Origin of the sequence: Streptomyces sp. NPDC021356, assembly GCF_040641015.1 — a bacterium.
Lineage (GTDB): Bacteria > Actinomycetota > Actinomycetes > Streptomycetales > Streptomycetaceae > Streptomyces.
Genome location: NZ_JBFACU010000035.1, coordinates 44,354 through 57,119, shown reverse-complemented (window position 1 = coordinate 57,119; position 12,766 = coordinate 44,354). Strand labels below are relative to the sequence as shown.

Genomic DNA, 12,766 nt, shown 5'->3' with positions numbered 1-12,766 from the left:
CAGATATGCGCATGAGTGAAGGAGTGGAGTGGGCGCTGCACAGCTGCCTCAACCTCGCCTGGGCGCGGGACGCGGGGGCGGTGACGGTGGCGCGGCTCGCGGCCTACCACGAGTTGCCCACGCCGTACCTCAACAAGCAGTTGCAGGCGCTGTCGCGGGCCGGGATCGTCAGCTCCGTACCCGGTCCGCGCGGCGGCTTCCGGCTGGCGCGCGACCCCGAGGACATCACCCTCATGGACGTGGTCACGGCTATCGAAGGCCCTGACCAGGCGTTCCGCTGCGCCGAGATCCGGCAGCAGGGACCGCACGGCGACGTGTCGAGCAACTCAGGCCGCCCCTGCGCGGTCTCGCACGCCATGCGCCAGGCCGAACTCGCCTGGCGCCGCGAGCTGGCGGCCAGGACCCTCGCGGACGTCATGGACGACGCCCGACGCAGCTCCCCCGGCCTGCCGGAGCGGGTCCGCCGCTGGTTCACGCCCGTCCGGACCTGACCGCAGGGAGCTGACGGAGGGTCGGTCCCGGCGCCGGCCGGGACCGAATCGACGACGATCACCGGCGCGGGTGCGACGGCATGCCCTCGCGAGGTGATTCTGGACATTGAATATCCAGAAACAGAAACACGGGAACGGCCCCATGCGCACACGTCCGCCCGTCACGCATCACAAGTCAGAAGTCACATGCCGCAAGCCACAAGTCGCAAGTCGCAAGCCACATGTCGCGAGCCACACGTCACGGACCACGAGGAGCAGCAGTCATGAACGTCCGACCGGATCACCAGGTGCGCGAGACGTCAGGGGCCCTGTGGCCCCGGACGGGAGGCCCGGCATGACCGCGGTGGACCGCTCCACTCCCCCGGCGGCGGACACGCGCTCGCCGCTGAAGTCCTGGCTCGCCGTCTGGGCCATCGCGCTGGGGATCTTCTCCCTGATGACGTCGGAGCTGCTGCCGGTCGGCCTGCTCACCCCGGTCGGTTCCGACCTGCACGTCTCCGACGGCACGGCCGGCCTCATGGTGACCGTGCCCGGCCTGGTGGCCGCCGTGTCGGCACCCCTGATCACCGTGACGGCCGGGCGGCTGGACCGGCGTCTGGTGCTGTGCGTCCTGATCGGCCTGGTCGGCGCGGCCAACCTGGCCTCCGCGTTCGCACCCAACTTCGCGACCGTCCTGGCGGCGCGGTTCCTCGTCGGGGTGAGCGTCGGCGGATTCTGGGCGATCGCGGGCGGTCTGGCCGTCCGGCTGGTGCCTGAGAAGCAGGTGCCGCGGGCGATGGCCGTCATCTTCGGCGGAGTGTCGACCGCCTCGGTCGTCGGCGTGCCGGCCGGGACCCTGGCGGGCGAACTGAGCAGCTGGCGCACCGCGTTCGCGGCCGTGGGCGTGCTCGGGCTGGTGGCTCTGGCCTGCAAGCTGTGGCTGGTGCCCCCGCTGCCGGCGACACAGACGATCCGCCTGGCCGAACTGCCCAGGCTGTTCCGGGAGACCGCCGGTGTGCGCATCGGTGTGGCCGTCACCTTCCTGCTGATCACCGGTCAGTTCGTGGCCTACACGTTCGTCCGGCCGATCCTGCAGGACATCAGCGGCGTCGACCCGGACCTGATCAGTACCCTGCTGCTCGGTTACGGCGTGGCCGGTATCGTCGGCAACACCGTGGCCAGTTCCTGGGCCGCCCGCGACGTACGCCGCACCCTGCTGGTCATCGCCGTCGCGCTGACCGCGGCGATGGCCCTGTTCCCCCTCATCGGCACCAGCCCCGCGGGCGGCATCGGTCTGCTCGTCGTGTGGGGGCTGGCGTACGGAGGCGTGTCCGTGAGCCTGCAGACCTGGATGATGAAGGCCGCGCCGCAGGCCTCCGAGGCGGCCAGCTCCTTGTTCGTCGCGGCGTTCAACCTCTCCATCGCCCTGGGCGCACTGGTCGGCGGTCTCGCCGTGGACGCCCTGGCGACGACCAGCGTCCTGTGGGTCGGCGGTGCCCTGGTCCTCCTGACCGCACTGACGGCGTGGAGCGCGCGCAGGACGCAGGTGTCGTGACGACTGCCCTCAGGGGCCGTCCGGAAGGGGAGTGAGTCCGCTTCGGCCTCCAGCGCGCCGCCCCGGTCGGCGGGTGAAGGACCGGCATCACCTTGGATGCCGGTCCTTCACCCGTGCCGGGCGGGGCGTCACTGCGCCTTCGGACCTCCGGGAAGCGGCGTCGGTGTGTGCATCCACGCGACGTGGTCGTGCAGCTCCGTGGCCGAGAGGGAGGCCAGCATCGCGTTGCGGTCGTCCGCCTCGGCGCCGGCCGGGTGCCACAGGCTCACGCTGCGGCGGGCGATGAGCTGGATGGCGGCCGTGCGCTCACGGCGCAGCCCGTTGTAGGTGCGCAGCCGCCGCGGGAAGGAGGACGCCGGGCAGTCGAGCAGGTCACCGAGGACGACGGCGTCCTCCAGCGCCTGGCAGGCGCCCTGCGCCGCGTAGTGCAGCATCGGGTGGGCCGCGTCGCCCAGCAGGGTCACCCGGCCGTCGGTCCAGTCGTCCACCGGGTCGCGGTCGACGAGCATCCAGGTCTTCCAGTCCTCCCCCAGGCGCAGCAGGCGCTGCGGGGCCTGCCCCGCGAGCCCCGCGAGCCGGGTGAGCACCTGCTCCCGGGGAGCGGGCACGCCGGCGAACGCCTCGGTCAGGCCGCCGTCCCAGCTGGCGGCGAGGTTGAGGCTCGTACCGCCCGCGATCGGGTAGTGCACGAAGTGGCATCCGGGGCCGGCCCACCAGGTGACGTGGTTCCCTCGGAACTCCTCCGGCACCCGGTCCATGGGCAGGACGGTGCGGTAGACGCTGATGCCGGACACCCGCGGGGAGCCGTCGCCGACGAGCCGGTGCCGCAGCGCGGAGTGGATGCCGTCGGCCCCGACGACAGCGTCGCCCGCGATGCGTCCGCCGCCTTCCAGGACGACCGCGGCGCCGGTGGCGTCCTGTTCGTAGCCGACGACGGCACTGCTGCCGCGCAGTTCGATGGTGCCGGTGCGCCGGCAGGTGTCCAGCAGGAGCGAGTGCAGCTCGGCGCGGTGCACGACGACGTACGGGCTGCCGAAGCGCCGTCGGTAGTCGGCGGTGAGCGGCATGCTCACCACGTGCTTGCCCGTGCGCCCGTCCATGAAGCGCAGCTCGTCCATGTGCACGGCGGTGGCGCAGACCCGGTCGCCCAGACCCAGGCGCCGGAGCGCGTGGATGCCGTTGGGCGCGATCTGGATGCCGGCGCCGATCTCGGCGAAGCGCTCGGCGCGCTCCAGTACCAGCACCCGGTGTCCCCGGCGGGCCACGGCCAGGGCCGTCGCCAGGCCGCCGATGCCGCCGCCGACCACGAGGACACGCGCCGTGCGCGCGGGTCGTGCCTGCTCAGTCATCGTCGTCCCCCAAGTCCAGCAGGCGGGCCAGTTCGAGTCGTTTGATCTTCGTCGTCGCGGTCTGCGGAAGTTCGTGCAGTCGCCGCTGGACCGGGTCGGCCATGGGCGGCAGCCCGGCTGCCGCGGCCGTCCAGGCAGCCAGGTCGAGAGGCTTGTCACCCCGGGTGCAGACCACGGGGACCGCCCGTCCGGCCGTGCCTCGTACGATGACGACTTCGACCAGGTCGGTCATCCTGCCGAGCAGCACGTCCTCCGCCGCGAGGGTGCTGCCGAAGCCCTCGATGAGGTCGACTTCGCGGTCCAGCAGGTGGACGCAGCCCCAGGCGGTGCGGTAGCCGACGTCGCCCATGCGCCACCAGCCGCCTTCGGAGAGCTGGGCGGCGTACCGCTCCGGTTCTCCGAGATAGGTCAGCACACGTCCCTCGCTGCGCACCTCTATGTAGCCCGGGTTCGTTCTGGTGGGCGGGTTTCCGTCCCTGCTGACGACACGGACGCCGGTCATTCCGGGAAAGGGGAAGCCGACACATCGTCCGTCGGATTCGGGAGAGCGTCGCCGGCTGAAGGTGCGTACGACGGCGGGGCCCACTTCGCTCTGGCCGTAGAGCTGTCCGAAAAGGGGGTTCCTGCGCCGTGAGGCGCGCAGCAGCCGGTGCACGGTACGCGGATGGATGGCGTCGAAGGTGCTGCTGAAGAGTTTCACGTTCGCCAGCGGTCCGCGCGGGTCGGCGGCCAGTTCCTCCCATTCGACGAAGGAGTTCGGATGCGCCTCCAGGACGCCGGGGCGCAGCCGGGCGAAGAGGTCGGCCACGTTCTCGCGGCGCGCGTCGGCGAGCACGACGATCGGCAGTCCTCGCAGCAGGGAGATCGCCAGCGCGGTGAACAGCCGTGAGTGCACGAAGGACACGTGCATCGCGACGGTCTCGCGTCGGCGCAGCACCGGGGCGACCGCCGCGGCCTGCGGGCGGTAGCGGGCTTCGAGGCTGCGGCCCGTGTGGACGGCCAGCTTGGGTGTGCCGGTGGTTCCCGAGGTGTGGGTGATCAGGGCGGGCCGCTCCGGCGGCATGGTGACGGCCGGTACGCGGTCGACGTCGGCCAGGGCGGAGAGCGCGAGCGCGTTCTCGTGCTCGCCGGAGGTGAGGAGGACCGCTCTCGTCAGGCCGAAGACGTCCGCGGGCAGTTCGTTCACGAGCGTGACGGCGTCGGTCACCAGGAAGGGCCGTTCGGTGCGGCGTATCAGCTCGGCGGCCGTCCCGCCGTCCAGCGTGGGCGACAGCAGCACGGGTACGGCGCCGACGCGGGCGGCGGCGCACGCCAGGAGGGTGATGTCGAAGGCGTCGGACTTGTGGACGACCACCCGGTCCATGGGCCGGACACCGCAGGCCCACAGCCGGGCGGCGTAGTCGTCGACGGTGTCCGCGACCTCGGCGACGGTCGCCCGGCGCCCCGGCCACGGGGTGAGGTCGAGGTCGTGGTCGAGGATCACGAGGTTCGCCGGGTACCGGGCCGCCGCACGCTCGAAGAGCGTCCCCAGCCGGATACCACGGTTTGCCATGCGTTGCAGGAACATGGTGCCAAGCTCTCGTCGCGCGGACAGGGAGGGCCGGCCGCCGCGCCCCGGGCGCCGGGCGGCCGGAGTGTGGCGGGCCCCGCCCGTGGTGAGGCGGGGCCCGGTCATGGCGGGGCGGGCCCGGGAGGGGCCGCTGTCGCCGCTCACCTCTTGTCGACGACGGCCTTGACGCGTTCCAGCGTCACCGCGAGGTCACCCGCCACCTTGGCGCCCCACTCGGCGAAGAACCGGTCCTTGTCCGCCTGGTCCATACCGGCGGTGATGCCGCGGATCCCTTCGGTGGGCGCGTCCATGCGGAAGTGATGGATCAGCACGCTGCCCTCACCCGCGGGCGCCAGGTCGAAACCCCACACGCTCCGCTGCTTCCGGCCCGCTGTGTCGCGCATCGCCCAGCGGAAGGTACGGCCGGGTTCCGCCGCGACGATCTCGGATTCCGTGGTCCATTTGCCCCGTACGACGGGCGCCCAGGAGACCACGCTCTCGTGACGGAGGTTCTCACCGCGGAAGACCGCGCCCACCGTGGCCGGTTCACCGCAGACCCATGAGCCGCCCAGGCATTCCGGGCTCCATTCGCCACTGCGCGGAAGGTCGCTGATCACCGCGTAGACCGCGTGCGGAGCGGCCGAGAGGGCTATCTGGGCGCGCGCGTCGAAGAGCGGGGCGCCGCCGGGGCCGGGGGTGGCTTTCACGTCATCATTCGCAAAGGGCATGGCCCGAAGCTTGCAGACGTTCCGCCGGAGGGGTCAAAGACCGGATCGCGGGTCCGTCAAGTCGTGCCCGGCCGGGCGGAAACGCAAGGATCGGGGCGGAGTACGTCGATGAGCCGGTCAGCCGGTCGGCCCGGAGTCCGGGTGGCAGGCGAGGCAGGTTGGCGAGTTGACGGAGTCGAGCCTTCCCCGGGCGGTGCGAGTGCCCGGCGTGCCAGGATCGGCGGCATGCGCGCCGCCTACATCGAACAGCTCGGCCCGCCGGACGTGATCCGCTGCGGTGACCTGCCCTCGCCCCGGCCCGGGCCCACCGACGTGCTGGTCGACGTATTGGCCACCACGGTCAACCCCGTGGACACCTTCGTCCGCTCGGGCGTGTTCCGCACGCCGGTCGACTTCCCCCTCGTGATCGGCCGTGACCTGGTGGGCACGGTGGCGGAGGCAGGCCCGGGGGCCCCCGGTTTCGCCGTGGGCGACCGGGTGTGGAGCAACAGCCTGGGCCACGGGGGACGCCAGGGCGCCGCGGCCGAACGCGCGGTGGTGGCCGCCGACCGGCTCTACCATCTGCCCGACGGGGTGGACCCGGTCACCGCGGTCGCGATCGTCCACCCGGCGGCGACGGCCTACCTGGCCCTGTTCACCCACGGCAGGGTGCGTCCCGGCGAGACCGTCGTCGTCGCCGGTGCTGCCGGCAACGTCGGCGGAGCGCTGGTGGTGCTCGCGGCACGGGCGGGCGCGCGCGTCGTCGCCACCGCCGGCGAGGGGGACGCCGAGCACTGCCGCGCCCTGGGGGCGGCAGAGACCATCGACTACCGCGACCCGGCCGCCGTCGAGCGGATCCGGGACGCCTGCCCCGGCGGCGTCGACCTCTACCTCGACACCGCCGGGGTGAACGACCTGACGAACACCGTCGGCCTGCTCGCCCACCGCGGCCGGATCGTCCTGCTGGCGGGGGCGCGGACACGGCCCGAACTGCCGGCCGGGGAGCTGTACATGAAGGACTGCTCGGTCGTCGGCTTCGTCATCTCGCACGCCACCTCCGCCGAACTGGCGGAAGCCGCCGCGGCCATCAACCGGTTGCTCGCCGCCGACGCTCTTCGCCCCCGCTCCCCCGAGGTGTTGCCGTTGAGCGCCGCCGCCGAGGCGCACCGGCGCATGGACGAGGGCCGCGTGCGCGGCAAGCGGCTGATCCTGAGCACCCGGGCGGCGGTGACCGGCGCGCGCTGAGGAGGTGCCCGGCAAAGGCCGGCCACGGCGAGGTCGCAGGTGAGCCGGGTCGACAGGCGGGTGGTGGCGGAACGGCGCGGGCGGCGTACTCGTACGCCCGCCGGACCCGGCCGACTCGGCGTCGCCTCACGTCTGCCCAGCCGGTGGACCGACGGCGCCTGCGGGGCTTCGCCGGTCTCAGTCGTCGCCTCCCGGCGCACCCGCGTGCGGTGCGTCGTCCGGGTCCGGCGCCGGGGGGCGGAAACAGGCGGTGACCGTCTTGCCGTGCGGGCACGGGTGTGCCTGCCACGTGTCGGCCAGGGCGTCGACGAGGAACATGCCGCGTCCACCGGTGCGTCCGGTGCTCGGCGGGCGCGGTACGGGCATCTTCGGGGAGGAGTCGTGGACGCTCACGTGCAGGCAGCGCTGGTCCCAGGTCATGACCACCTGGGCGCTGCTGTGGGCGTGGACGTGGGCGTTGGTCACCAGCTCCGAGACGGTGAGCACCACCGCGTCCGCCGTCTCGGGGTCCGTGGTGGTCCAGCCCAGGCTGTCCAGGTGCTCGCGGGCCCAGTGCCGGGCCGCCCTGACTCCGCTGGCGACGGGCAGCGACCGCGCCCAGCCCACCGCACGTACGGACGCTCCGCTCACGAGTTCCTCCTCGGTCCCATCCATCCTGTGCCTCCTCTGCTACCCGCGACGCGGCCGCTCAGTGCCCGGCCGGGCAACGCACCGCGGCTCAGGCGACGACACCGGTCTCAGACTTCACGCCAGCGTGCGTTGCACCACGAGAAGGCGCCGAACGCCGCCAGGCCGAGGGCGATCAGGGCGAGCAGCCAGGGACCGGCCGGGAAGTCCCTGAACGAGCGCAACGTGTCATCCATCCCTTTGGCCTTGCCGGGCTGGTGCCGGACGGCCGCCACGAGGGCGAAGGCCCCGGCGACGGCGAACACGACGCCGCGGGCCGTGCCGCCCGCCACCCCGAGGACGTCGGCCGTCCGACGGGCCCGACGGGACATGGACCCGGTGCGCAGGTGCCGGCGGAACTTCTTGCGCACGGCCCGGACCGAGATCCACAGCCCGGCGATCACCACGGCGACGCCCGCGGCACCGACGATCCACTGGCCGGCCGGCCAGGCCAGCACCGTGGCGGTCACGTCGTCGGTCTGCTTGTCGGAGGCTCCGCTGCCGCTGCCCTTGTCCCCGGCCGCGTAGGAGAGCACCGAGAAGGACACGAAGGCGTAGAAGACACAACGGGCCGCTGCCGCCGCCCGCTTGGACGGCTTCGCACCGTCCGGCCCGGCTCCGCCGACCACCGCCTCCGACAGCCGCCACAGTGCCATACCGGCGAGCGCGACGCCCACGGCCCACAGCATCACCGATCCGAGGGGCTTGCCGGCCAGCTCGCCCAGGGCGCCACCGCGATCGGCCTGCCGGCCGTCGCCCTCGCCGTCGAACGCGATCTGCAGCGCGATCACGCCCACGAGTACGTAGATCAGCCCGCGGGCCGCGAACCCGGCCCGGGCCGCGACGGCCATCGCCGTACTGTCGGCCGCACGGCGAGCCCGGCCCCGTCCACGCAATGCCACTGACCCTGTATCCATACGTCCCCGATGCCCCGGCACCGGCGTGCGACACCCGCTCGTACCGGACGTACCGGGGGCCCGGCCGGGGCGGTGCCGTGGGCCGCCGGGCAGCCGCACCACCGCCCCCGGCATGCCGGCGGGGGCCCCCTCGCCCGCGGTGGGCGGGCGTCCTCGGCCGGGTCCGGCGTCGTCAGCCCAGCGTGAACCTCTGCGCGGGCGAACCGTTGCAGTCCCAGATCCGCAGGCGTGTGCCGTTGGCCGTGGCGCCGTTCGGCGAGTCCAGGCAGCGGCCCGACTGCGGGTTGAACAGCGAACCGTCGGCGCGCTGCTGCCACTTCTGGCCGCCCACGCCGTTGCAGTCCCACAGCTCGACCTCGGTGCCGTTCGCGGTGCCGTTGCCGTCGACGTCCAGGCAGCGGCCGAGCGTCCGCAGTGAGCCGTCGGCGTTGTGGAACCAGTGCTGGTCGACGGCGTAGGACTGGCAGTCCCACAGCTGCACGGCCGCGCCGTTGCCGCCGCTGTCGTCGGCCGCCACGTCGAGGCACTTGCCGCCGGGAGCGGCCACCGGGGCACCGCCGTTCACGGTGAACTTCTGGGCCGGGGCGCCGTTGCAGTCCCAGATCCGCAGGCGTGTGCCGTTGGCGGTGGCGCCGTTCGGCGAGTCCAGGCAGCGGCCCGACTGCGGGTTGAACAGCGAACCGTCGGCCCGCTGCACCCATTTCTGGCCGCCCACGCCGTTGCAGTCCCACAGCTCGGCCTCGGTGCCGTTCGCGGTGCCGTTGCCCTCGATGTCCAGGCAGCGGCCGATCGTGCTCAGAGAGCCGTCGGCGTTGTGCTGCCAGTGCTGGTCCTCGGCCCACGTCTGGCAGTCCCACAGCTGTACGGCGGCGCCGTTGGTGCCGGTGTCGTCCGCGGCGACGTCGACACACTTGCCACCCGGTCCGGTCACGGTGCCCTGGGGACCGTTGGGCACGTCCGTCCCGCCCGCGTAGCCGACCGAGGCGATGTCGGCCTGGACGGCGTTCTCGGCGGCGTCGGTCGGGTAGCCGGCGACCATGACGCCCTCGAAGAAGGTGCCCCGGTTCCAGTTGCTGTTGTCGCCGCCGGTGCCGAGGATGATGCCGCCCTCCTGGTGCATGGGCCGGTAGCCGCCGCGTGTGGGCAGACCGCCGTCCCACCAGGTGGTCAGGGTGCCGGACCGGGAGTCGCCGCCCTTGAGGGCGTACCTGGTCTGTCCGTCGTTCTTCAGTACGGCTGTGACGAAGGGGCTGTTGTTGCCGCGGTTGGCGGTGTTGGAGCCGTTGCCGCCCTGGAACATGCCGTTCTCCAGGTCGGCTTCGACCCAGGGTCCGGAACCGGTGCACGGTGCGAAGTAGCACGTGGTGGCGATGGACACGGCGTCCATGTGACCGTTGCCGGTGTCGGCCGGGGTGCTCTCGGCGTTGCCGTAGTCGAAGCAGCAGTCGGCGCCGACGTGAGTGCCGCTGGCCACCATGTACGCGCCCTCGGGCCGGCCGTTCACGGCGACGCCGGAGGCCACGCCCGTGTAGCGGTAGCCGACGCCCGGGGAGATCCAGATGCCGTAGACCTTGTGCCCGCCGGCCGTGACGGCGATCTCACCGGCGTCGGCCCCGCGGTCGGCGCCCATGCCGGAGGTGCCGGCCGGCCCGGGGGTCAGGTCGTTGTGCCTCCCGCTCTGGTCGTAGACCTTGGTGATGCGGCACGTGGTGTTCTGGCAGAACACGTCCTGCAGACCGGCGTCGGCGTAACCGCCCGGAGCCAGCAGTCCGATGTCCCTGCGCGCTCCGTCCGAGGCACGTGTGACCTGGTAGAGGGGACCGTCGTAGGACGACAGCAGGGCGCGCGTGGTGCTGTGCGCGGCGACGCAGGGGGTGCCGGCCGAGCCGTAGATGTCGCACGGCAGCGAGCCGGCCGCCTGCGACAGCGCGGGGAAGCCGATCAGGGCACCGAGGACGAGGACGGCGGCCGCGACGTAGCTCACGACCGCGGAACTTGCTCTGCGCATGGTGTGCTCCCATGACGTGGGGAGGGGAACAAAGCTCGACCTGCCGAGCGGGCCGCAGAGTTCACGCCGCTCGGCACCTTCGCGGGGAAGGTACGCTCACCGGTCGATAGCGTCAATATTTGTTGCTTCACTTTCTCTTTCCTCGACGATCCCCGTCCGGACCTGTTGCCTTCTGTTCCCTCGCCCGTCGGGGTGGTCGAGGTGACGCGGGGCGAGCGGGGCAGCAGGGCGGGCGTCGTGGGGGGACTTGACGGCTGAGCGATGAGTTCGGGGGGCCGAGCGGGTCTGCCCTGGTATGACGCGCATCATCGCTGACATCTCGGTCTCCCTCGACGGCTTCGTCACCGGGCCCGATGCCGGCCCGGACAACGGTCTGGGCACCGGCGGCGAGGCCCTGCACACCTGGGCCTTCTCCGACGATCCCGACGACCGCCGGCTCCTGCGCGAGGGGACCGCGCGCTCGGGAGCCGTCGTCCTGGGCCGCCGCCTCTTCGACGTGGTCGACGGGCCGCTGGGCTGGGACGACACGACCGGGTACGGCGCCGGCGAGGTGGGCAGGCCCGCCTTCGTCGTCGTGACCGGCTCGCCGCCGGAGTCGGTGCGGCTCACCGACCTCGACTGGACGTTCGTCACCACCGGACTGCGCGACGCCGTCGCCGCCGCGCGTGAGCACGCCGAAGCGGCTTCGGCGCGCAGCGGCGAGGATCTCGACGTCGTGCTCATGGGCGGCGGCGCGACAGTCGGCTCGGCGGTCCAGGCCGGGCTGGTCGACGTCCTGGTACTGCACCTCGCGCCCGTGGTGCTGGGCGCCGGGACGCCGCTGTTCACCGGCGGGGCGCCGCGCACCCTGGTCCGGCGGAGCGTGACCCCGACATCGACCGCCACGCACCTGACGTACGACGTCCTGTGACCGCGGCGACCGCTGCCTGCGACTGCGCCTGCCCCTGGCTACGGCGGCGTCGGCACGCGGCGTCGCTCTACGCCGGGTTCCCGGTGGGCCGTGCCGGGCGGGTCTGGCCCCGCTCGAAGTAGGCGGCCAGTTCCGGGTCGAGGCGCGGGACCTCGTGGGGCGTGCCGCCCGCGCGCAGCGACTCGGTGGCCCGCACCCCGGCCGCGACGGCCATGCGCGCGGCGACCGGCGAGGTGTCGGTGACGCCTCCCTCGCGGACGAACCGCACGAACTCCTCCATCAGGAGGGGGTCGGCGCCGCCGTGCCCGGCATCGTCGCCGGCGTCCGGGACGGGGTATTCGGCGTCGGCTTCGGGCCGGTGGGTGGAGCGGCGGGAGTTCCACACCTTCACCACCGCCCCGGGGCCGTCTCCGAAGTTCTCCAGCCGGCCGGCGTCCCCGATGACGGTGTAGTTGCGCCAGTAGTCGGGGGTGAAGTGGCACTGCTGGTAGGCCGCGAGCACACCGTTGTCGAGGCGCATGTTGACGAGGGAGACGTCCTCGACGTCGATGACGGGGTTCAGGGCGCGCTGGGTGTGCGGCGGCCAGTGGCCGTCCTTCGTGTACCAGTCCTCGTGCTTTGGTTCGCCGGGTGCTCGCCGGTGCGGGTTGTCGCCGTAGACCATGAGGTCCCCGAGGGCCTGCACGCGCTGCGTGTAGCCGTTCGCGAGCCAGTGCAGGACGTCGATGTCGTGGGCGGCCTTCTGCAGCAACAGGCCGGTGGTGTACTGCCGTTCGTCGTGCCAGTCCTTGAAGTACCAGTCGCCGCCGTAGCCGACGAAGTGCCGTACCCACACCGTCTTGACCTCGCCTATCTCACCGCGCGCGATGATGTCGCGCATCAGCCGGACGACGGGCATGTGGCGCATGTTGTGGCCGACGTAGAGGCGGCTTCCCGTGCTGTAGGCGGTGCGCAGGAGGTCGTCGCAGCGTTCCACGGTGACGTCGAGCGGCTTCTCGACGAAGACGGGTCTGCCCGCTTCGAGCGCCTCGCGGGCGACGTCGGCGTGGGTGTGGTCGGGGGTGAGGACGAGGACGGCGTCGACGTCCGGGTCCGTGATCACCTTGTGGTGGTCGCCGGAGATCAGCGCGCCGGGGAACGCCAGGGCCGCCTCCGCCCGCGCGGCGGCGTCGTGGTCCGCGAGCGCGGTGACCCGGGAGCCGGCTCCCGGCCGGTGCGCGGTGCGGGCGATGCTGCCGCGCAGTCCGTAACCGATGACGCCGAGGCGCAGGTCGCTGGGGGCGTCGGTCATGACGTGACCGCCTTTCCGTTACGTGGTGTCGGTGCGGCGAGAGGAGCAGGGGGCGCGGGTGCGCCGCGGGCCCGCCGGACGGTCCGCGGCGCACCCCCT

The 12,766-nt window shown here is 72.7% G+C and carries 11 protein-coding genes; 4 read left to right on the top strand and 7 right to left on the bottom strand.

Features of this window, described 5'->3' with window-relative positions:
• Window positions 1-5 precede the first annotated feature (5 nt).
• On the top strand, window positions 6-491 hold the full coding sequence (locus AB0G56_RS33865; protein WP_360977304.1) for an Rrf2 family transcriptional regulator: 486 nt from the start codon (window positions 6-8) through the stop codon (window positions 489-491).
• 334 nt (window positions 492-825) lie between these two features.
• Window positions 826-2,025 (top strand): MFS transporter, encoded by a 1,200-nt coding sequence (locus tag AB0G56_RS33860; RefSeq protein ID WP_360977301.1) that lies wholly within the window; start codon window positions 826-828, stop codon window positions 2,023-2,025.
• A 128-nt stretch (window positions 2,026-2,153) separates the two neighbouring features.
• Here the strand turns inward: AB0G56_RS33860 and AB0G56_RS33855 are convergent, their stop codons facing one another.
• The 3 genes from AB0G56_RS33855 to AB0G56_RS33845 all read right to left on the bottom strand — a co-directional run bounded on the left by AB0G56_RS33855 (window position 2,154) and on the right by AB0G56_RS33845 (window position 5,630).
• Entirely contained in the window at window positions 2,154-3,374 is a 1,221-nt protein-coding gene (locus tag AB0G56_RS33855; RefSeq protein ID WP_360977298.1) for an FAD-dependent oxidoreductase, read from the bottom strand.
• Window positions 3,367-4,941 carry an AMP-binding protein gene (locus AB0G56_RS33850; RefSeq protein ID WP_360977295.1) on the bottom strand — a complete coding sequence of 525 codons (1,575 nt, stop codon included), beginning with the start codon at window positions 4,939-4,941 and terminating at the stop codon, window positions 3,367-3,369. Before AB0G56_RS33850 ends, AB0G56_RS33855 begins: the two co-directional genes overlap by 8 nt.
• Window positions 4,942-5,084: 143 nt before the next feature.
• Entirely contained in the window at window positions 5,085-5,630 is a 546-nt protein-coding gene (locus AB0G56_RS33845; RefSeq protein WP_360977292.1) for an SRPBCC family protein, read from the bottom strand.
• 246 nt (window positions 5,631-5,876) lie between these two features.
• On the opposite strand from AB0G56_RS33845, the gene AB0G56_RS33840 reads away from it, so the two are divergent.
• On the top strand, window positions 5,877-6,875 hold the full coding sequence (locus AB0G56_RS33840) for an NADPH:quinone reductase (protein WP_360977289.1): 999 nt from the start codon (window positions 5,877-5,879) through the stop codon (window positions 6,873-6,875).
• A gap of 177 nt (window positions 6,876-7,052) precedes the next feature.
• Here the strand turns inward: AB0G56_RS33840 and AB0G56_RS33835 are convergent, their stop codons facing one another.
• From AB0G56_RS33835 to AB0G56_RS33825, 3 genes are all read right to left on the bottom strand, one after another.
• Entirely contained in the window at window positions 7,053-7,529 is a 477-nt protein-coding gene (locus AB0G56_RS33835; RefSeq protein WP_360977286.1) for an ATP-binding protein, read from the bottom strand.
• Window positions 7,530-7,612: 83 nt separating this feature from the next.
• Window positions 7,613-8,458 carry a DUF1206 domain-containing protein gene (locus AB0G56_RS33830; RefSeq protein ID WP_360977283.1) on the bottom strand — a complete coding sequence of 282 codons (846 nt, stop codon included), beginning with the start codon at window positions 8,456-8,458 and terminating at the stop codon, window positions 7,613-7,615.
• Window positions 8,459-8,630: 172 nt separating this feature from the next.
• On the bottom strand, window positions 8,631-10,466 hold the full coding sequence (locus tag AB0G56_RS33825; RefSeq protein WP_360977281.1) for an arabinofuranosidase catalytic domain-containing protein: 1,836 nt from the start codon (window positions 10,464-10,466) through the stop codon (window positions 8,631-8,633).
• A 295-nt stretch (window positions 10,467-10,761) separates the two neighbouring features.
• On the opposite strand from AB0G56_RS33825, the gene AB0G56_RS33820 reads away from it, so the two are divergent.
• On the top strand, window positions 10,762-11,376 hold the full coding sequence (locus tag AB0G56_RS33820; protein WP_360977278.1) for a dihydrofolate reductase family protein: 615 nt from the start codon (window positions 10,762-10,764) through the stop codon (window positions 11,374-11,376).
• A 67-nt stretch (window positions 11,377-11,443) separates the two neighbouring features.
• On the opposite strand, the gene AB0G56_RS33815 is transcribed toward AB0G56_RS33820, so the two are convergent.
• Window positions 11,444-12,667 carry a Gfo/Idh/MocA family oxidoreductase gene (locus AB0G56_RS33815; RefSeq protein ID WP_360977275.1) on the bottom strand — a complete coding sequence of 408 codons (1,224 nt, stop codon included), beginning with the start codon at window positions 12,665-12,667 and terminating at the stop codon, window positions 11,444-11,446.
• Window positions 12,668-12,766 lie beyond the last annotated feature (99 nt).